General features: G+C 61.2%; 16 protein-coding genes and 1 pseudogene. 12 read left to right on the top strand and 5 right to left on the bottom strand.

Annotation, left to right across the window (positions count from 1 at the left end):
• The first annotated feature begins 413 nt into the window (after positions 1–413).
• Positions 414–1,880, top strand: a complete 1,467-nt coding sequence (lnt, locus tag E3T46_RS10985; protein WP_241980643.1) for an apolipoprotein N-acyltransferase — start codon at positions 414–416, stop codon at positions 1,878–1,880.
• A 716-nt stretch (positions 1,881–2,596) separates the two neighbouring features.
• Positions 2,597–3,760: an SURF1 family protein gene (locus tag E3T46_RS10980; RefSeq protein ID WP_134578591.1), complete on the top strand. Its 1,164-nt coding sequence runs from the start codon at positions 2,597–2,599 to the stop codon at positions 3,758–3,760.
• Between the two features lie 427 nt (positions 3,761–4,187).
• Here E3T46_RS10980 and E3T46_RS10975 read toward each other — a convergent pair whose 3' ends face one another.
• Entirely contained in the window at positions 4,188–5,522 is a 1,335-nt protein-coding gene (locus E3T46_RS10975; RefSeq protein WP_241980641.1) for a tyrosine-type recombinase/integrase, read from the bottom strand.
• A 150-nt stretch (positions 5,523–5,672) separates the two neighbouring features.
• On the opposite strand from E3T46_RS10975, the gene E3T46_RS10965 reads away from it, so the two are divergent.
• From E3T46_RS10965 to E3T46_RS10955, 3 genes and pseudogenes are all read left to right on the top strand, one after another.
• The gene (locus E3T46_RS10965; RefSeq protein ID WP_241980649.1) at positions 5,673–6,887 is read left to right on the top strand and encodes an IS256 family transposase; all 1,215 of its coding nucleotides are present in this window, start codon (positions 5,673–5,675) and stop codon (positions 6,885–6,887) included.
• A gap of 59 nt (positions 6,888–6,946) precedes the next feature.
• Positions 6,947–7,723 (top strand): annotated as a pseudogene (locus tag E3T46_RS10960) (DDE-type integrase/transposase/recombinase); the annotation flags it as partial.
• A gap of 124 nt (positions 7,724–7,847) precedes the next feature.
• The gene (locus tag E3T46_RS10955; protein WP_134578587.1) at positions 7,848–8,627 is read left to right on the top strand and encodes an MFS transporter; all 780 of its coding nucleotides are present in this window, start codon (positions 7,848–7,850) and stop codon (positions 8,625–8,627) included.
• 53 nt (positions 8,628–8,680) lie between these two features.
• On the opposite strand, the gene E3T46_RS10950 is transcribed toward E3T46_RS10955, so the two are convergent.
• Positions 8,681–8,845 (bottom strand): site-specific integrase, encoded by a 165-nt coding sequence (locus E3T46_RS10950; protein ID WP_198419199.1) that lies wholly within the window; start codon positions 8,843–8,845, stop codon positions 8,681–8,683.
• Positions 8,846–8,981: 136 nt separating this feature from the next.
• Here E3T46_RS10950 and E3T46_RS10945 point away from each other — a divergent pair, with 136 nt between their 5' ends.
• The 3 genes from E3T46_RS10945 to E3T46_RS10935 all read left to right on the top strand — a co-directional run bounded on the left by E3T46_RS10945 (position 8,982) and on the right by E3T46_RS10935 (position 11,573).
• A complete protein-coding gene (locus E3T46_RS10945) occupies positions 8,982–9,578 on the top strand; it encodes a sigma-70 family RNA polymerase sigma factor (RefSeq protein ID WP_241980639.1) in 597 nt (198 codons plus the stop codon).
• Positions 9,544–10,590: a CU044_5270 family protein gene (locus tag E3T46_RS10940; protein WP_134578585.1), complete on the top strand. Its 1,047-nt coding sequence runs from the start codon at positions 9,544–9,546 to the stop codon at positions 10,588–10,590. Before E3T46_RS10945 ends, E3T46_RS10940 begins: the two co-directional genes overlap by 35 nt.
• Positions 10,591–10,991: 401 nt before the next feature.
• Positions 10,992–11,573, top strand: coding sequence for a GNAT family N-acetyltransferase (locus E3T46_RS10935; protein WP_241980637.1), 582 nt, complete (start codon positions 10,992–10,994; stop codon positions 11,571–11,573).
• Between the two features lie 169 nt (positions 11,574–11,742).
• Here E3T46_RS10935 and E3T46_RS10930 read toward each other — a convergent pair whose 3' ends face one another.
• Positions 11,743–12,261, bottom strand: a complete 519-nt coding sequence (locus E3T46_RS10930; RefSeq protein ID WP_134346804.1) for a GNAT family N-acetyltransferase — start codon at positions 12,259–12,261, stop codon at positions 11,743–11,745.
• A 1,124-nt stretch (positions 12,262–13,385) separates the two neighbouring features.
• Between E3T46_RS10930 and E3T46_RS10915 the strand changes: the two genes are divergently transcribed.
• The 3 genes from E3T46_RS10915 (at position 13,386) to E3T46_RS10905 (ending at position 15,569) form a co-directional block, all read left to right on the top strand.
• Complete coding sequence (locus tag E3T46_RS10915) at positions 13,386–13,619, top strand: helix-turn-helix transcriptional regulator (protein WP_134578582.1); 234 nt, start codon at positions 13,386–13,388, stop codon at positions 13,617–13,619.
• Positions 13,616–14,161: a hypothetical protein gene (locus E3T46_RS10910; RefSeq protein ID WP_134346808.1), complete on the top strand. Its 546-nt coding sequence runs from the start codon at positions 13,616–13,618 to the stop codon at positions 14,159–14,161. The genes E3T46_RS10915 and E3T46_RS10910 overlap by 4 nt, the downstream gene beginning before the upstream one ends.
• 313 nt (positions 14,162–14,474) lie before the next feature.
• A complete protein-coding gene (locus E3T46_RS10905; protein WP_134578581.1) occupies positions 14,475–15,569 on the top strand; it encodes a hypothetical protein in 1,095 nt (364 codons plus the stop codon).
• 1,212 nt (positions 15,570–16,781) lie between these two features.
• On the opposite strand, the gene E3T46_RS10900 is transcribed toward E3T46_RS10905, so the two are convergent.
• Both E3T46_RS10900 and E3T46_RS10895 read right to left on the bottom strand, forming a co-directional pair.
• On the bottom strand, positions 16,782–17,909 hold the full coding sequence (locus tag E3T46_RS10900) for a hypothetical protein (protein WP_134578580.1): 1,128 nt from the start codon (positions 17,907–17,909) through the stop codon (positions 16,782–16,784).
• 510 nt (positions 17,910–18,419) lie between these two features.
• A complete protein-coding gene (locus tag E3T46_RS10895; protein WP_198419197.1) occupies positions 18,420–19,520 on the bottom strand; it encodes a geranylgeranyl reductase family protein in 1,101 nt (366 codons plus the stop codon).
• A gap of 80 nt (positions 19,521–19,600) precedes the next feature.
• On the opposite strand from E3T46_RS10895, the gene E3T46_RS17945 reads away from it, so the two are divergent.
• Positions 19,601–19,738 (top strand): hypothetical protein, encoded by a 138-nt coding sequence (locus E3T46_RS17945; protein WP_166790246.1) that lies wholly within the window; start codon positions 19,601–19,603, stop codon positions 19,736–19,738.
• The last annotated feature ends 64 nt before the right edge of the window (positions 19,739–19,802 follow it).

The following is a 19,802-nucleotide window of genomic DNA, read 5'->3' as shown; positions in this document are numbered from 1 at the left end:
ATGACACGTCCCTCCCTCCAAGGGTTTCAGCTGGGCCGGCGCATGCTTCCCGGTGCCGGACTGTCCAGCGCGACCCTGCTCGCCCTTACTCCGTGCACCCCCACCTCAACGTTCGCGTCTCCGACTTCAGATGCATTTGCATGGTCACACCTTTTAATACTCGGGCGGCGGAACGCGCAAAGGCACCTCAATCGTTGTGTCCGGTCGGACCCTGACCGTCGACATCGATGCAGACAACCCCGGTCGGCGGCTCCCCTACTGCCACGACCCCAACCACGGCGAAGCCGAAATGGTGGGCGTCCATGCTTACCTTAAATGATCACACTTCAACCGCGAAACGACTAGCACGAACTGTACCGAGCAGGACCAGGCTTCCCCTGTGGCTCGCCGCCCCCGTCGCCGCACTCGGAGGCTTGCTGAACGCATTGGCGTTCCCCGGCACCGGCTGGTGGCCGCTGATCTTTGTCGGCACCCCACTCATCCTCTTCTCCCTTATCGGTCGCCGGGTGTGGGGGGCGTTTGGAGTTGGCGTGCTCGCAGGCTTCTCATTCTGGGGAACCCACATCCTCTGGCTCACCATCTACCTAGGGCCGGTTCCGTGGCTGGCCCTCGCCGGCCTGGAAGCGATCTTCTTCGCGCTGGGCTGCGTGCTGATTGCCTTCGCCTGGCGCTTCACCGACCGTGCGTTCCCCGGCGCATGGGGCCGCCTCGCACTGACACCCGTGATCATCGCGGGTCTGTGGACCCTCCGTGAGTACCTCACGAGCAACTGGCCATACGGGGGCTTCTCGTGGGGACGACTCGCCTTCTCCCAATCGGAAAGCCCGTTCGGACAGGTGGCCGCGTGGGTCGGCGTATCCGGCTTGTCGTTCCTCATCGCGTGGGTCAGCGCCCTCGTAATCCAGGTGACGCGAGAACCAGCCTCCCGACGCCGGATGCTCCGAAGCAGCGCACCTATTGGCTTGATCGCGCTGATGCTTTCGATACCCGCCTTTCCCATCGTCGAGACCGGAACCATGCGAGTCGCGGCAGTGCAAGGCAACGCCGATGCCGGACTGTTCGCCGAATACACGCCAGGCCAGATCCTCGACGACCATGTTGCTGCCACCGAACCGCTCTACGGCGAAGACGTGGACCTGGTCGTCTGGCCGGAGAACGCCTCCGACATCAACCCCCTGGCGAACAGCCGGTCCGCTGCAACGCTCGACCAGGTGACGGCGCGAATGGGTGCGCCACTGATCACTGGCACCATCACATCCGACGGTAGCGGCATCTACAACAGCTTGCTGCTCTGGAAGAACGGAGAGGGTGCCGTCGACCAGTACGACAAAATTCATCCAGTGCCATTTGCTGAATACATCCCCGACCGTGACTTCTGGTATCCGCTGGCCCCCGATCTGTTCTCGCTCATCCCGCGCGATTACGCAATCGGTACCCGCGACAATGTTTTCGATATCAACGGTGTAGCCGCTGGACTCGCCATCTGCTTCGACATCGTCGACGACAACCTCATCCGACAAATGATCGCCGGGGGAGCAAACGTCATCCTCGCACCGACGAACAACGCAGACTTCGGGCGCACCGACGAAAGCGTCCAACAGCTCGCAATCGCACGCCTGCGCGCCATCGAAACCGGTCGCAGCGTCGTGAACACGTCAACCGTTGGCACCTCGGCGATCATCGCCCCAGACGGCAGCACCATCGACCAGCTGCCAACTTTCACACCGGGAGCAATGATTCAGGAGGTGCCACTCAGCACGACAAAGACACCCGCCATGATCGCTGGCCAAACAATCGAGTTCGCCGCTTCTGGTCTAGGACTCGCTGGATTGATTCTTGCGGCACTTAGCACCCGTCGCAAACGCGACCGCGACCGCTAATCCCGGTCCATTGTGATCAAATTGCCCCGGTTCGGGTTCTCTAAACAATCGGATTTGACCTCTTTCTCGTATCGTCAGGGCCGATTAACGCGTACGCCTGCGAGGCTGGGCGGGTGGCCGGTGTGATCTGGCGGCACCGGCGTGGTCGACCGGGCACTCCGCTGGCTGATCAACTGTACCGAACCGGGTTGCGACCAACTGCAAGCCCAAAAGCACGCAGGAACAGGAGGCCGCGATTACGCGAAGGTTGACGATCGGACCGGAATACAAATTCGTTTGGATAGCTGGGGAGGTCAACATGGTCCACCGCTCTTTGGTGAGTGCACAGCAGCCACCGTTTAGCCAGCGAAGCAACGCGATGCACCCCGGCCAGCTTGGCGGGGTCCCCGCCCCTTTTCTGCACGTTGACTGCGTCGGTCGCGAACGTAGCCAATCTTGCCGACGTAGCCCACCCATGCGTCAGTGATCTCTGTCGAGCCGATCTCGTCGCAACGTCGCAGCGCTCCCGGCGGGTGCCGAGCGAGACCGCAAACTTTTGGGCGCTGTCACCACGCAAAGGACTCAGCCAAGAGAGCCCCGTTATGCGCGCCCCTATGGGCCGCTACATTGACACACTCGATATCATCAAAGCCGAGGGCGTTAGGGTTAAGTCCCACGACCGACCACGGCGGTAGACCAATAGCCATCAGGCAAACGAGAAACCAGGCAGCGCAGAAATGATCGAAGGACCGGCGACGAATACGCATCGCCGAACCGACCTCAAGCCTCGGCAAGCCGGTGAGCTCACCCCACCAAGCGCGCGGCAAGGGGCCCCCGTCGCCGTATACGACACAGTCACGGAAGGGTTGACTGGATGGCAATTCCTGCGTACATGGCGATGGTTCGAATACATCGCCGCGGCCATCATCTTCGCTATCGCCTGCGGACTTCTCGCCAATTGGCAACTCGATGTCGGCCAGCAGAAGTCAGCCCGCAACGACGTAATCGTCGCAAACTTCTCTGCCACCCCCGTCCCGATAGAGGAGGCACTACCCACTCTTCGCTTCTACGATGCGAACCAAAACTGGCGACGGGTTACCATCACGGGGGTATATCGCCCGGACGACGAGCTCATGGTCCGCAACCGCTCCAACAGCGGCAACAACGGCTTCGAGATTCTCACTCCTCTGCAACTAAGCGACGGCTCCTCGTTCATGGTCGACCGGGGCTGGGTGGCGCCATCCCCCGATGACGCGCTGGCTCCCGACTCGATACCTCAGGCAGCGTCGGGGACAGTGAAAGTCGTCGTGTGGCTGAGGCCGAGCGAAGCACCACGCGGAACGGGAACTCCGGCGGGAAATCAGATCCAGTCGATCACTTTATCCGCAGTCCAGACGAAGATCGTCGGAGATCTCTATACCGGAGCATACGGAGTGCTTGAGCGCCAGTCTCCCTCCGCGGAAGCGGGACTCGCGCCCATCCAAACGACCATTCCGACCGAAGATATCGGCACCAACTACTCTTACACCCTGCAATGGCTGCTCTTCGCCCTCATGGGCTTTATCGGGCTCGGTCTCGGCATGCGTCGGGAGTACCGACGGCTAAATGTCGACGACCCAGAAGAGCAGGCGCGCGCGTCTGAGCGGCTGCGCAAGCGGGTGAGCAAGCCATTCACCGACGAGGAACTCGAAGACGAACTACTCGACGGATACATTTCATTCACGCGTTGGGGCATTTCCGGCGGTACCGTGCCTCGGTCTGCGCCGGTGCCACGTGCGGTGTCTTCTGGGACACAGGACGCTCTCGGCAACGAGAAGGCAAGGAGGGACAAACAGCCCTCTGTCCCTCCGACCGTGTACACGATTCATGCAGGCCACGAACCCGGCGACAACGACCCCTGACGGATGTTGGCGTATGATCGATGGCTCGGTTCTTGGAGACTCTCCGCCGTTCGTGTCACCGATCATTTCGGTGACCTGGACTGCGTGCTCTGCCCAAGCTTGTCAGTGCTGGGAACCTGGGCGTCGATCGCGTGGATGAGGTCACTGCCGCTCAGCCACTGGACGAATGCACCATTGCCAAGTGGGTCTTTGAAAGCCGCGACCTTTGGCCACAGCACCCCGTCATACTTGGAAAGTGCGCAGCCCACAATGGAGGTCAAGACGAGAGTTGCAACCCACGGGTTGGGCGGCGGTATCTGCACGCATTACAAGTGATTTCTCACTCCGCATCCAAGTATTGATCGGGCGGTCCCACGGCTCCCAGTGGCCATTCCTTTGGTGACATGAAGATCCTGAGGCCAGAGTCACTGGCGGCGAGGGACTTGACCTAAAGGAGCCCCTCTAAAGCCTCGTCCATGATCTGCGCCGTGATCGGGTCGACAAGCTCGGCGGTCACGACGTAGCTGGCACGGGTAACCTGCTCGTTGGAGTGCCCAAGCAGCCGAGACGTGAGAGTGATGCCCGCGACGGCTTCGATGAGCGTCGCCGCCGTCCTTCGAAAGATGTGTGTGGAGAATTCCCCCACCTCGATCCCGGCGTGCACCAGTACTTTCTCGTTGTCGGCAACGAAGGTGCGGAGTAACCGTTCGAAGTTGCTGACGCTGCGTGGTTCGCCCGTCTTCGTCGCAAAGAGATACGCCTCCTTGTCTCGGCTCGTCTCGGACAGTTGCCGGCGGATCGCGGTCGCCGCGAAGCCCGGCAAGGCGATGCGCCGCTTCTGCCGGGATCGTTTCGGCGAAGGCTTTCTACGCAGTCCTTCCGCCCGAGTCTGCGTAATCGTGCTCGCGATGAGCACGGTGGGTGGATTCGCCGTCACGTCGACGTCGCATCGACGCAGGGCAAGTATCTCGCCGATGCGAGCGCTGGTGCCCACCATGATCCACATGGCATTCTCAAGTAGTCGTGCGTTTGGGCGCGGACCATGGTGGACACCATCGGACCGCCAAGACCGCATGAGGGCGCGCACGATCTCCAATTGTGCGGGGGTGAGTGCCGATTCCTTCTTCGGCGACAGTGGCAGGGCTCGGGCGTCGCCGACGGGGTTGAAGGCAAGTACTCCATGCTCGATTCCGGTAGCGCAAATCTGCGAGAACATGCTGCGAGCCTTGCGGGCCGCCGATAAGGATTTCGTCTCGCGAATGTGCTGCAGAATCCGGTTGCAACGCAACACTGTGAGGTCGGTCAGGAGCAGATCCCCGCACTCGGGAATGATGACTTTGTTGACGCTGAACTCGTACGTCTCGATGGTGGAGATCTCGACCGTTCCGGACCGCCGCTTGTCGTCTAGGAAGACCATCGCGGCCTCCGCAATCGTCGAGTACGCGGTCAACGACAGCCCTGTGATCCCATTTCGAAGCAGGTCGGCCTGATCATCAAGTGCCCGGCGGGCCTCCGCCTCGGTGGCACGTGTTCCTTTCAGCCGATGGAGCGTCCCGAACTCATCCCGCATCCGTGCATGCGCCTGGATCTGTCCGCTCGCCAGAACGACGATGCGGATGGTGCCGACTTCGCCCGCGCGCATCCGCCGCCTAGGCATGCATGGCCAAAGCCTCGAACCAGGCGAGAACCTCGCGGCGCAGGTATCTGACGTGGCGGCCCATGCGTCGATACGGTGGTCCGGTTCGGGTCTGGCGCCACTCTTCGAGCGTGCGGGGCGGGTCACGTCCCGTTGAGTGGTGTGGTTTCCCGGCTTTGAGCGTTGCGTCGTCGACGCGAGGAGCCATCGTGCGATGGTCAGTGAGTACCGACTAAAGCAACTCACGAAGGACACCACACGACCCTTCTATGGTTGAAGTTGTCTGCCCTACTCAACCTGCTGGGAGAACTCAAACTCACCGATGTCACCGACCGCATTCGCGTCGCGACCGAAACTCTGTATCAAGAACTCATCGATGCGGAAGCGAGCGCGTTCATTGGCGCCGCCCCGTTTGAACGTTCCGGCGACCGCACTACCTACCGCAATGGCACCCGGCCACGCACTTTGAGCACGACCGCCGGGGACCTCGAGCTGAAGATCCCCAAGCTGCGCGCCGGGTCGTTCTTCCCCGCCCTGCTCGAGCGGCGCCGCCGCGTCGACCAGGCCCTGTTCGCCGTCGTGATGGAGGCCTATGTCCACGGCGTCTCGACCCGCAAAGTCGACGACCTGGTCACAGCGCTCGGCACTGATACTGGGATCTCCAAGTCGGAAGTGTCCCGGATCTGCGCCGGCCTCGACACGGAAGTAGCCGAGTTCCGAGACCGGACTCTGGCCGCGCAGGACTTCCCCTACGTGTTTCTCGACGCCACGTACTGCAAGGCCCGGGTCGGACACCGCATCGTGTCCCAGGCCATCGTTGTCGCGATCGGCGTGGCCGGCGACGGACGACGGGAAGTCCTGGGTTTCGACGTGGGCGACAGCGAGAACGAAGGCTTCTGGACCAGCTTCTTACGGTCGTTGAAGACTCGAGGTCTGGACGGGGTGAAGCTGGTCGTGTCGGACGCCCACACCGGGCTGAAGAAGGCCATCGGGACGGTCTTCCAAAATGCCGGCTGGCAGAGGTGCCGGGTGCACTTCATGCGCAACGTCCTCGCCGTGGTCCCGAAAGGATCCCAGGAGATGGTCGCGTCGATCATCCGCACCATCTTCGCCCAGCCCGACCGCGAGCACATCGAGAAGCAATTCCGTGAGGTCACCACGATGCTCGGCCGATCGCACCCGAAGGTCGCGTCGATGCTCACCGATGCCCAACCCGACCTGCTCGCTTTCGCAGCGTTCCCACGGCGTAACTGGCGACAGATCTGGACGACAAACCCGTTGGAACGGGTCAACAAGGAGATCAAACGCCGCACCGACGTCGTCGGCGTCTTCCCCAACTCCGCCGCCCTGCTCCGCCTGGCGGGGTCAGTCCTGATCGAGCAACACCACGAATGGGAAGCAGGCGAACGCCGCTACTTCTCCGAAGCCTCAATGCTCGAGCTGACCACAATGAACAACCCCGTCGAGGTCATCGATGAGGCGGTGATCCTCCCCGAACTCGCTGCCGCCTAAACTAAAACAACTGACCTGCACGGTGTTGAGAAACTCCACCACTCAGCGGGACGTAACCGGATGCGGGCACATACTTGTGCTCAATTTCAACGATGTATCGGGTGTTGAACGAGAACAAGCAGGTCAAGGAACGCCGCCGCCTGGCCCGCCATCCGGCGCGCGCGATCCCGGAACTGGTCGCGACCGGTCCGGGCCAGGTCATGTCGTGGGACATTACAAAATTGGCTGGCCCCATCAAGGGGAAGTATTTTGACGCCTACGTCATGATCGATATTTACTCGCGTTACATCGTTGGTGCGCATGTTCACGCGTCGGAGTCGGCCGTGTTGGCGGTGGAGATGATGAAGGAAATCTTCGGAATCCACGGCGTCCCCCAGGTCGTCCACGCCGACCGCGGCACGTCCATGACATCCAAGACCGTCGCCACGTTACTGTCCGATCTGGAGGTCACCAAATCGCATTCCAGGCCCCGGGTGAGTAACGATAATCCATTTTCGGAGAGCTGGTTCAAGACGCTGAAATTCTCTCCGGTGTTCCCCGAACGCTTCGGTTCCCTCACCGACGCCCGGGCGTTCATGGCCGACTTCGTCGACGGATACAACCACAACCACCGCCACTCCGGGATCGGGCTGAACACCCCAGCGGACGTCCACTATGGCCTCGCCGAGGCCAAGGCCGTCGAACGGGCCGCGACACTCGACGCAGCCCGGGCACGATTCCCGGAACGATTCAGCACGAACCACGCCCCGAAAATCCTGAACATTCCCGACACGGCATGGATCAACAAACCCGCCGAAAAACCCGCCAAGATTGAAGGGCTAAAACTAGCCGCCTAAACTCCCACTGGCCTCATTCACCTTGACAAATTCCGGGACTCGCGACTCGATCGGTGGATCGAGGCTTAGGGCGTTGTGGCCGCGCATGATGCAAGCGGGGCCCCAGCTCAATACGGCTTTCAGCATGGACGTGGGTGCGCAGGAACTCTTGTATGTCGTCGCGCCAATGATCACGTCCTTCGGAGTTCTCCTGTTCGGAACATCCTTCAACGTGGTCTTCATGGCAACACTGTTGATTCTCGGTAATCTTGCCTTCGCATGGCATCCGATCGCGCGCAGTCAATCTGCTGAGCAATCGACGGGAACCCGCTCCGCGCCTCTCCGAATAGCTACATTCCGACGATTGGTTGTGTTGCAATTCCTGATCGGAATACCCATGGGAACGTTGGCGATCATCCTCACCACCTTCGGTGAGTATCACGGTTCCGACCTAGCAGCCGGTATCCTCCTGGGGGTCAACGGGGTTGGCGCACTTGTTGGCACAATCTGGATTGGAAAGCGCCCTTTTCGCACGCCGCTGGCCTCGGCACTGAGATGGACAGCGATCTGTTTCGGCATGTCCTTCCTCGGGGTAGCGTTTCTTGACCTTCCCTTTCCCCTCTTCACGGCAGCCGCTTTCGTGGCCGGCATCGGATTCCCCATGGCTTTGACGCAGGTGTTCCACATGGTTGCGCAGAGTGTCCCCGTCGGCTCGCTCAATGAAGCAAACGCCTGGGTTGTGAGCGCCGTAGGCGTCGGAATAGCCGAAGGAACCTGGCTCTCCGGAATGATTATCGGCACTTTGGGAAGCGTCAACGGTGCGATGCTCACGGTCGGGCTGGCCGCCGCCGCCGCGGTGCTGGGCGGATTGTCCGCACCCCGTGGCACTAGAGAGAGCATGCCCGAACCCAGCGTTAAAGGGTAGGAATCAGGACTGCTCTTGTTTATGAGAACCGACCACTAGTACTAGTGTCGCGTTTATTTTTCGTTCCTGTCTGTGGGAACACCGAGCGTGGCGGTCAGGTGCTTGAGGAGCATCCGCCAGGTGTCGCGGTAGGACGCGATCGTGTTGTTGGAAAGGTCACGCTGGGTGCGGGCGAAGGCAGTGAAGTAGGTTTGCAGGCTCGTGGCCAGGGCGTTCATGATGATTCTCCTTCCAGGGAGACTGAGTACTAGCGCGGACTGCGTTGATGCCCGTAAGGCGATTCCGTATTGCGGCCGTGCTGAATGAGTCGGGATATTGTCGTGAACTATTAGTTGGGAAATGAGCAATACGTTTGTGAGCGACGATAACGAAACCATCCGAAAGTCGGTGGGGACCCCTGCGGTCTTCGCCGAAGTCTACGACCGACACGCGCCGGCAGTATTCCGGTACGCCATCGGTCGGGTTGGACAGAGCCATGCGGACGACATCATGTCCGAAACATTCCTCGTGGCCTTCAACCGTCGAGCATCGTTCGACCTCTCCGTCGTGGACGCCCGACCCTGGCTATTCGGAATCGCAACAACGCTGATTCGCAAGCACGCCCAAGTCGAAGCACGCGCATGGAAAGGTCTCTTCGCCGACGGCGCAGCGGCGGTCCCATTCGACGCTATCGCCGCCGTCGGGACGCGAATCGATGCGGAGATCGCGGTCAAGGAGATCGCGGCGGCATTGCGGAAGATGCCCGCTCGGGACCGGGATGCCCTGCTGCTCTATGCGTGGTCGGACCTCGACTACGCCGGTGTCGCGGAAGCACTCGGGATCCCGATGGGGACTGTTCGCTCACGTCTGAACCGTGCACGGCAAACGCTGCGCAGGGCAAGCCACCGGGCCTCGCGCCCGGAACAGGAGGTGGACCATGGACGAACTGACGTTGCTGCAGAGACTGCATGACAATAAAACCCCGACCCAGGAGTCGCTGACCCGAGGACGCGCCGCGCTCTTCTCTCAGATCAACAACCCCGGGCCAGCACCACGACCCGTCAAATCGCGGCGCCATGTCGGGGGGCTGAGCGCCTTGGCGGCATTCGGTATCGCTGGTGCGCTGGTAGCTACCAACATCGTCGGACTCGGTGGATGGCGCGGCGGCGCGGACTCAGCAGCCGCCGCGGTCTTGGAACGTGCGGCAACCGCGGCCATCTCGTTTCAAGATCCCCAGGTCAGCGCTGGCCAGTACTTGCTCGTCGAGAGCGAGAATGTCCACGTGACCGACGGGCAGGAGAAGGATGGCCCGGTGATCGCCTACACGATCTCGGAGTCGAGCGACCTTTACGTCCCCGCGGACAGGGACGGCGAGTGGGTGTGGCAACGCAATCCGGTAAGCGTCGTCGATGTGCTCACCCCTGGAGGCGAGGCGATGGTCGCCCGCAGTCACCCGACGAGCGGCCCCTCGGCCGAACCGACGCTCTTGGCCGCAGCCGGTGGTGCGTTCTACGGCAACTCGGCAAACAGCCAATGGGGTGACTTCGACTCGATGCCACGAGATCCCTACCGGCTTCTTAACCACATTTACTTGACCACCCTCGGCGCAGGCTCCTCCCCGGATGGAGAGGCCCTCGTCTTCATCGCCGACACCCTCCGTCAGGGCACAGCACCGGCCGACCTCCGCGCCGCGCTGCTTCGCGCAGCCGCGATGATTCCCGGAGTCACGATCACCGACGATCAGGCCACTCTCGACGGCACCACGGGAACGGCGATAGGCCGACTCGAGGGGGTGAACGGACTGAGGAATGAGATCATCATCGATCCCGATACTGGAACTCTGATCGGGGAGCGAACGGTCGCCACTAGTGCGATACCCGAATCGAGCATTAGCGCCGGAGATGTGTGGAGCTGGTCGAGCGTCACGACGTCTGTGGTCGACTCGGTGCCAAGGGGCGGTACCTCAAGCGGCGAATCAGAATGACGACCAGCAGGCCGTCCGGTTCCGGCTCCGAGCTGGATCGGATAAGACCGGAATCCATCGAACTGCCAGCCACTGTGTCGGTGGATATCACTCTCACCTTGACGACGATCTAGCAGCTGGAGCTTCTGCCGACCGTCGCACGGCCTCCGGAGAGGAAAGCTGTGCGACGGTCCGTTTGAGATTGAGCAGCGTAGACGAATCTAGGTCGTGGCACTGCCGAACGGCCATGGTGCCCGTAGGAGGGACTCCTACCGGAACACTCGAACGGCCGATCGACGGGTCCTGCTCCGTTCCCGTAAGCCGAACCCCTTACGGGACGTTTCCTGTCGACCATGAGTGGGCAGTTTTCGTGGCCACCGCGGGCGTTTCTGTTGGCCGCCCGCGGTCAGTTCGGATTGGCCATGGACTTGCTTGGCTGCAATAGTCAGGAGATGATTCAACGCACCCTTCAGGCTAGCCGGTTGACTCTCGTTCCGCTTGGAGACGAGCACCTCGAACACGAGGTCACTCTGGATGCGAATCCCGGCGTCATGCGTTACCTAGGTGCGGGCGAACCGCGGGAGCGTTCGGAAGTTGAAAAACACCATCAAGAACGCATCGACGCAGCGCGAAATGGTCTCGGCTTCTGGGCAGGTTTTCTTGGAACAGACTTCGTTGGCTGGTGGCTCCTCGCACCGGCGGACGAGGATGAGCGAGGACAAGCAGAACTGGGGTATCGGCTGCTGCCGGACTTCTGGCGCCAAGGATTGGCTTCTGAAGGTGCCACCGCACTGCTCGCTTACGGTTTCAAAACTTTGGGGCTGACGCAAATCTTCGCCGAAACCATGGCCGTCAACGCAGGCTCTCGAGCGGTAATGAGTCGCATTGGCCTAACTCATCTAGGTACTCGCGGCGAAGGGAATAGTGGCCCTATCACCGGCTCCGACCAAGGCACTGTCGACTACGCCATCACCAACGACCGATGGGCTGCGTTCATCGATTAAGGGTGCCCCGAAGTCGATCGTGCGTTGTGTCAGCGACGGTTGAAATCTAGTCCAAGATCGACGCCCCCGCCTAGCTTCGTTCGATGTAAGGCGTAGCGCGTAGTGACTTTTAGTTGAAACCCGAATTCTTCGTGAGCCGCGCCCGCAAGCCGAACCCCTAACGGGCGCTCTAGGGTTGCTGGGATTCCCAGCGAGTTTCACCATCCTTCTTCGATGAGGTCGCGTGTAAGGCTTGATTTTGCGCCACCTTCATGGAGGCCTGATGATCGGGATGAATGTGCGCTGTGAGGCGGCAGACTTCGTTTGATCGCAACCAGGCGATCATCGCTTGAGCGGCCTCAGAAGCGATTCCTTGCCCTTGCCAGTCGGGTGAAATGACCCAAGCGATGTCAGCCACGAGACTCGACCCATCGTCTTCGACGGTTGCCTGTACAAATCCCACCGGCTTCCCGGAGTCTAGCTGTGTGACAACCCAGTTCAACCACCACTGCGAACCATCATCAGAGTGCCCAACGGCCTGCGCGGCATAGCGTTTTTCCAACACCGTCAGAGACGGTATTTCTCCGCCGGTGTATTCATAGAGCGCAGGGTCGGCCAGAACCTCGATCATCGAAGGCGCATGCTCCACCGACAGCGGTTCCAACAAAAGTCGCACAGAAGCAATGGGTTCAGTTGTGGGCCAGTCCATTCTTTGACAATGGCAGAGTCCTGAGGTCTTCGTAAGCCGAACCTGCTACGGGACGGGTACGGCACGGAAAAAGAGAGAGTCCGTTTAGCGACCCTGCTGCCGAATATAGAAACAGTCAGGGAACCGAGTCGAGGCGGCCTCCCATCCGTCGGCGGCCGAGGGCAAAGCGCGCGGTGAAAAGATGGAGACGCGTGCGACCTCCCATGAGCCTTCATCCCGTTCGAGAACATGTTCGCCGTGCAGGGACCGGACTAACTTCCAGCCCCGTCGCCCAGCCGCGTTTATGTCGTCGACTTCCTCGGCGCGCGATACTGGACCCACAATCCGAGTGGCTTCGGTGTTAGCAACGGGGGTGTTGCGACGGCTATCGAAACGCTGCTGGGCTGCCTGCCGGGACGTTCCTAGGGCTTTGCCAATCTTCGCCCAACTCAGTCCCGATTCCAGGGCTGATGCCACGGCTTCAGATTGCAGCTGCGCAGCAACGCGTGCCAGGTCCCCGAAGACAGTGACCGAGTGCAATAGGAAGTCAGGGGATTGATCCTCGTCACGGTTACTGAGGGCTACTCCTCTGTCGGCTGCAATTTTGGACAACTGTACCGACAAGGCAGCGTCGGCTGCTCCGGTCATCGTTCGTCGTCGTCCGCTGGGCGCCAGGAATCCGATCGCGAAGCTGCTTTGGACTTCTGGATGAAAAATGAGACGAGTCCAATTAGGCCAGCAATTAGAGCGATCCAACCAGCTACGCCCACGATGAAACTGGGGAGCCCAGCGCCTATGAACGTCGCAAACAATACCAAGCAGATGCCAAAAGCCAAGAGGGCCCAGAGGGCGGTTCGCGCAGTGCGAATCTTTGTCAACGAGTTCATGCGTCAAGGATACATTGACATTCAGCCTACCGTCAAGGCGACGTTGACATTATGGGGTGATCTCCGGCTGGACACATCCCCACGCCGTCGCTTGAAAATATCGAGGACGGCGTCCGGTTGCGACTCGGAAGGGCAACCGTGAGCGCGACTATCTGTTGGAGCGTCTAGCGCGACCAGCGTCGAAAAACGCTCTCCCGCAGCGCACCCAGATGACAATGATACTTGACATTGGATGTCAATGATCCTTAACATATGTGTATGTGTACCCACGATTCCGCTTCCGCCACGGCGAACCCGGTGCGGGAGCGCCGCAAGGAGCGGCGGATCACCCAAGCCGAGCTCGCCGAGCAGGTGAACGTGAGCCGGCAGACCATCATCGCCGTTGAACAAGGCGACTATGCCCCATCTGTGTATCTCGCGTTGCGGATCGCCCGTGCCCTGGGTGGGACCGTCGAAGAACTTTTCACGAACGAGACAGGAGCTGACACATGACGCGCAGACGAAACTTGCTGGACCGATGGACAGAGCGGGTCATGGACCTCGACAGCCCGGCATATGGCGACGAACGCGAACGCGCCGTGTCAATGGAGTCGAGTGCCTTCGGACTGACGGCCGGGCTCTACGTCGGACTCTTGGCAGCCCTCGTCGCCTCACTTTTCGGGCTCATTCTCCTGCCGGTTGTCCTGCTGGTCGTGACCGTCGTGCCGTCGGTCGCGGCCTTGTGGTATGCGAGTCGGCGGAACGTCAACCTCCAGAAGCTCGCCGAGAACGCTGGCGCCCGATCGACAATGGTCGGCATCATGATCTACGGCGTCGCGATGGTGCTGACCTTCGCCGCGATGACCTACACGGTACTCACGGGGGAGCCGATGCTGCCCACGCCATCGCTCGAGGTGACCCCAGGCGAGGGGTTCTTGGGCGGAATGGCCCAGGGCGCGGTCATAGGCGGAATGATCGGCGGGCTCGCCGCCATCGTCGGAGGTGTCCGCTCTTTCCGGCGGGTGAGCCGCCGACGCACGGGGCAAGACCGCTGAACGCTGTCCCGGTGCCGATGCTCGTTGCGCTCGCTTATACGAAACGGGCGAGCCGCGGGCGAGCTCCGCCATGCTCCAAACGGGAACCCCGTCCGGGAATCGGACCGTGATGTCTTGGAGATGGATCGACTAGGTTTCGGTGTGGTTATTACGCGTCGATGCGTCGTCCGCGGTGCAGAACGGGAGAGACAGCTGCTCTCCGGAGCGATCCACGAGCTGGTGGCCGGCGGTGAAGTCATTATCTACTGTGACGAGCAAGCGGTGTGCGACTGCTTTGTCGACTCGGTGGCTCTCCGACGGGATAATCAGGTGCATGTTGCACATCATCCCGGGCGGGTCAGCCCTCACATCCGAGCAGGCAAAGATCCTTGATGACGAGTTCTTTCAGGCACGTCCGCTGGCCTACTTCTCCGCGCGAATATCGGCACTTCTCAGTGCAAGCAGCGAGCAGAACGAGGTCACTGCCGGTGACGCGGTTGGGTTTCTCAAGGCGCTTGGCGATCTGGAGCTGGCGAATATCTTGGAGCACGGGGACAGCGACCGAGACCTCCAAGTGGCACTCGATTCTGTTTCGGTTCGCCACCATGCAGCAGAAGCGCTTATCCGAATGCTTCACGCGGTGGTCGTCGCAAGGCCTCGAACCGGGGACGCTGCTTGCACTTGGGCCACTCTCACCGACGGCCCTATTGGCCTTCATGAGGTGACAGATGAGCTGGCAGCCGCGATGAACTCAGACGTCGGTGCATTTGCAAAAGCGTTCCTTCCACCTAAATCGGTGCAGAGTGCGGCTGATATTGAGGCGTTTGGGGTGGCGTGGGCTTGGGTACTGCGGGCAGCGCAGCTCCTTACAGACAACGAGTTGACTGTAAACGCGGCCCATAACAAGTTGAAGCACGGCCTCGCAATCCGGACACGGGATGACGTGCGCCTAGAACTGATGACGGGTCCCGGACCCGGTGAAGACGGAGAAGTTCCCCTGAGTAGCTTTGGCCCCGGCAAATCCATCGTCATTTTCGACCGTCCGTTGGTCACATATCTCGCGCGGCCGTATCCACCCGGGAAGCAGGGGCTCGAAGCGACATCGCTGCGTGTCGATCCGCCTGCGGTCCTGGCGGAAGCATGGATGATTTCGTGGGTCTATGCATCGGTGTTTCATGTCGCGGCTGCGCGCCATGGCAGCACGACTGATGGATTGCCGGCACCGTACCCAGCACCCCGAACTGGGCCGACGCCGGCGCAACTTCTCGAGAATTCAGGTGCGGCAGCCCTTGGTTATCGCGGCTCGGTGACGACGGCAACCGACAGCTCGTTGAAGCCACGCCCGTCGGGGATTTTCTTCCCGGGGTTCTTCCAGTCGATGACCATCGATTTTGCGGGCGCGACAGCGGCCACGGTGGTGGACGGATAGTGAGCGTTCACCGGCAGACACCAGTCGGCAGCACCAGTGAACCTGCCGCCACGAATCCCCGATAGCCAGCCTTTTCGGCCGCGTCCAGCGTTGATTAGTCCCGCAACCGGATCACAGTTGTGTCCCAGTGGCCTCCGGAGCGCCCGCGTGGCGTTAGCAGGATTGCGATGGTCACGGGCTCAGAATCGCCACTTGACTCGCAGTGTTCATGATGAAGCAGCATCGCCCGTACTCTACCTATCGCCCGCGATAGCTCGGCGAGTCCGCTCGCGGCCATGAAGCTGAGCGACGCCTGCCCGTGACGCGGTGAAAAGAAGATTTTGCTCTCGACGCGGAAGTCGCCGCGCGCTCCAGTCTTCTCGCTCACCCGTTCCATGAACCCGGCCAGCACACCTCCGACACTGGGTAAACAGATTCTGTCGTTACGCGCGCGCTGCTCCGCCGTTCCGCAAGCCGGACCTCCTACGGACACTCCCCCGCGGAGACCGGGCTACGCGGTCCGCGTGGGCAGTCGAGTCGCATTTGACCCGCCCGTAAGGAAATCCCGCATGCCTCCTACGGGACAAGGATTCGGGACTCAACCGCCAATTGCAACCCCTCGCATGAGTCTGGCTCGTGGCCGATTCTGGAACGCTCCACTGCATGCATGCCATCGGGCGCGGAACAGATACGCCGAATCCTGATATGCGGATTCGCAGTGGATCGTCGGCTGTCGCTAGCGCTGTATGCGATGGCCCACGCCGTCGTGAGGTCCGCTGCGTTGGAGTTCGCACAAAGCGTTGGAGTTCGCATGAAGCGGTGAAGCTTCCCAGAGGCCAAGACCGCCAACTATGCTCGGAGTGCTGCGGCACCTGCGAGCCACACACGTTCCTGGCCGACGGGCGCATCACAGCCTGACAGCCTTGCCCCGAGTGCTTCGTACACACGCTTATCGGACCGTTCGAAAGGAAGCGCTCACCATGTTCGAGCCAGCTGACGGGCAATACCGGACCTGCGCCGAGTGCGGCGCAGATTGCCCGCCCGAGCCGTTTGAGACGGACTCCGGCATCAAGATTGCTTTCGCCTGCCCAGAGCACGGAGTACACACGGTCGTGGACCCGTTCGAGGGCAGTCGGTAGTCAGGGTTGAAACACTGGCATAAGTGCGGTCTGAGTCACTCCAACCGGGAGTTGAGCTGAGTGCTTATGCGTGATCACCAGGAGACGGACGTGCTTAACTCCGTTCCCGCCCGCCCAGAAGCGAAGGAAAAGCAGCTACAAGCTCGTCCCGTGAAGCAGTTGGGTTTTCGATGAGCGGGTAGGGGTCGTATTGCGCGAGGCCGGCGTCCACGTAGTCGTGCTGTGACAACCGGACGATCGTCTCGTTCCACGGGCCCTCGTAGTGGATAACGTCCTCGTTGCCGACCCGCCGGAAGAGCGCTCCCACCTGTGCAGGCGAGATCGAGTAGAGCCACTTGTGCCGATCACGTTCGGACACGACCCAGATCATTGCCGGCCCATGCTCGGATTCGGGATAGAACTCGAGGACGAAAGAGTGGATGAACAAGCTAACTAGCTCACGAACGGTCAGCTCGGTCTGACGCTTCGAATCCATCTCGTAGTACTCCCAGTAGGCCCACCGGTCAAAGATCCCGGGAACACGCCCTGCCAGAGGATGCATTCCGAACGACACCCGTTCGCGCGGTAGCAGGGACGACGTCTTAGCCGCCCCAATGAGCCGCCGGATCGTGAACATGCCGACCATGAGGTCGCGCTCAACGAGGAATCCCGTCCGTATCGACCATCGTTTCAGCTCGGTCCGTCGCTCTAGCGCGGTAGCTAGATTCAGCAGCTCTTGTCGCCACGGCACGGAATCTGAGATCACGGTCGAGTGGCCTCCCCGGCGCCGGCCCACCTCCACCGGATTCAACGCCCGGATCCGGCGCTCCACCGTGTTCCGCGCTGGAACTGGAAGCTGTCGCATCCGGCAGGCTCGCGCGATGTCGCGGTAGACCGCCGCCTGGGTTCGCTTCTGCCGGGTCAGGAACTGCTTACTCACCACCCCACGAACAAGGTCTTCAGCCTCAGCGTCCAGCCGCCACGTACCTTTCCCATGAGAGGAGCGCCCGGGAGCCAAATCCGTGAGCAACCCAGTCCCCGCTCGATGGCGTTTGATCAGCACGTAGACCTGCCGCCGCGATATCCCCAGCGACAAAGCGGCCGCATCGACCGCGGCCCGACCCACGATCGCTCGAGCCGCCAACGGTGCAATCACCGCCGACACCCTCATCGTGCGATCCCACAAAGCATCCGGCATCGTCAACGTGCCGGGCTCAGCAATGTGCGCCGATTCAGCGTCCACCCCGCCACCTCCTTATTGTGCAGAGGAGTAGTGAGCAAAAACTATTTTAGTGCAGAGGTGAACGGAAAACCAGCGCGCAACACACGCCTGCACAACCCCGAAAAAACGCGGGACGCTGTGCAGACGTGAACGCAAAAAATGACATATTTCTGCACTTCCCCCACGACTCAATGTGGGCAGGACTTGTGTCTCGTAAACCTTTACCTTTCTGCGACATCGAATATCGCGCAAAACTATCGAGAGTGCTATTCACTGGCGGGCGCATTGTCGAATAGGGTTGCCGGTCACTTCTCGCGACCCGGTCCGCTGCCACGACCTGATCGTCAGAAGATGACCTGTCACGCAGGCACAAACGACGCCCAAGACCCGCGGAGATCCGCCCAGCCTGGAGCGGTCACCCGCCGACCGCCCTTGGTTTTCTGCTGACTACTCGTAGCTCATCTTCGGATACATGGAGAGCCCGGATGTTGTTTTCACACTTCATGACCTGCAGGCCGCGGCTTGGGACTGTCAACTCCTCCACATGCTGGCGGCGAAGCGGGCGAGATCTATGACGCGGAAGGTTCCCGCGCCGAGCCCGATGGAGATCAGTTGTCGGAAGATACGGGGATCGCGTCCACAGGCCCGGAGAGCGGTTGGAATGACTGATGGTCGGCCCAGAAGCGGATACAGTGCTTTGAGCTGGCGGTGTTGACGACCGAACCTTCTTCGCAACGCGCGGGAATAGCGCTCGCCTGCATTGGCAGCCACAGCGGCGCTCCCGGCGAGAGCGCCTGAGGCCAGTGCGTAGAATATGCCCTCCCCAGTGAGCGGATTCACCAGACTGGCTGCATCGCCGACGAGGAGCACACGGCCGATAGCTGTGCGGGGCGTCTGGGTTGAAAGCGGCAACACGTGTCCAGTCATCCGGGTGGAGCGGACCTCGAAGCCTGGAAGCAATTCGGCCGCCCGATCCTCCAACTGCGCCCGGGTCACCACCGAAGCGGTCGTGCCGTAGCCCAGATTGACTGTGTCATGGGCGGTAGCAAACGCCCATGCGTAGTGAAGGCCGGCGCCGGGCAGGGGGTCCCAGCGCAGGTATAGGCCATCGAATCCAGCCGGGGCGGGAGCGTAACCCCGTACTGCGAGGGCCACATGGTGACCGCGGTTGGGCGGCTGCCCCACGGCGCGGCGCACCGTTGAGTTCGCCCCGTCGGCACCGATCAGTACCGGTGCGCTGTATTTTCCATCAACGACAACACGGTTCGAATCTTGCTGCACCTCGCGCACAGCATGCTGTCGGTAGATCGCCCCGGCACTACCGGCAGCGACCATGAGCCGGTGGTCGAGTTCAGCACGGGGGACGACATACCCGGGAATCAGCGCGGTTCCGGTCGTGTCCGCATCTCCGGCGACCAGCCGGAAGCGATATACCCGTTCGCTGGGATGGAACAGCTCGGGGAGCCCGAGGCGAGCAATTTCCTCCGCGGCGTCGGGGCTCACCCCATCACCACAAACTTTGTCCCGACCAAGCGGCGCTCGATCGAGGACCAGGACCCTGGCGGAGGGCCGAGCGCGCAACGCACTCAACGCCGCGGCGGAACCTCCCGGCCCGGCGCCGACGATGATCACATCGAATACCTCAAGAGCGCCCGTCACACCCTCACCTCCTGTTCCAAGCTCTGTGACACTTAACCCTAAACCGACAGATCATGAGCGATCAGATCGCGCCATTTGTTATTGCACCGCGTGTAGCGCGCAAGTCGAACGCCTCACCTACCCCGCTCGAGCTGCTCCGCGACCGACACGACTGCGAACACCTCGCCCTGATCCTCGCCATCGGAAACTAGCGCCACAAAGCGATCACAAAACGCCGCCAAAGAGCGCCAACAGTCACAGTCGTATCCATTGCAT

The organism is Cryobacterium sp. Hh11, from assembly GCF_004404045.1.
Classification (GTDB): Bacteria; Actinomycetota; Actinomycetes; order Actinomycetales; family Microbacteriaceae; genus Cryobacterium; species Cryobacterium levicorallinum.
This window is presented reverse-complemented; position numbering and strand designations above follow the sequence as displayed.

Bases quoted from the DNA above. Each gene is read 5' to 3' on its own strand.
- E3T46_RS10980 (WP_134578591.1), top strand. From the start codon at position 2,597: ATGATCGAAGGACCGGCGACGAATACGCATCGCCGAACCGACCTCAAG.
- E3T46_RS10955 (WP_134578587.1), top strand. From the start codon at position 7,848: ATGGACGTGGGTGCGCAGGAACTCTTGTATGTCGTCGCGCCAATGATC.
- E3T46_RS10950 (WP_198419199.1), bottom strand. From the start codon at position 8,845: ATGAACGCCCTGGCCACGAGCCTGCAAACCTACTTCACTGCCTTCGCC.
- E3T46_RS10940 (WP_134578585.1), top strand. From the start codon at position 9,544: ATGGACGAACTGACGTTGCTGCAGAGACTGCATGACAATAAAACCCCG.
- E3T46_RS10935 (WP_241980637.1), top strand. From the start codon at position 10,992: ATGGACTTGCTTGGCTGCAATAGTCAGGAGATGATTCAACGCACCCTT.
- E3T46_RS10930 (WP_134346804.1), bottom strand. From the start codon at position 12,261: ATGGACTGGCCCACAACTGAACCCATTGCTTCTGTGCGACTTTTGTTG.
- E3T46_RS10915 (WP_134578582.1), top strand. From the start codon at position 13,386: ATGTGTACCCACGATTCCGCTTCCGCCACGGCGAACCCGGTGCGGGAG.
- E3T46_RS10910 (WP_134346808.1), top strand. From the start codon at position 13,616: ATGACGCGCAGACGAAACTTGCTGGACCGATGGACAGAGCGGGTCATG.
- E3T46_RS10905 (WP_134578581.1), top strand. From the start codon at position 14,475: ATGTTGCACATCATCCCGGGCGGGTCAGCCCTCACATCCGAGCAGGCA.
- E3T46_RS17945 (WP_166790246.1), top strand. From the start codon at position 19,601: ATGAGCGATCAGATCGCGCCATTTGTTATTGCACCGCGTGTAGCGCGC.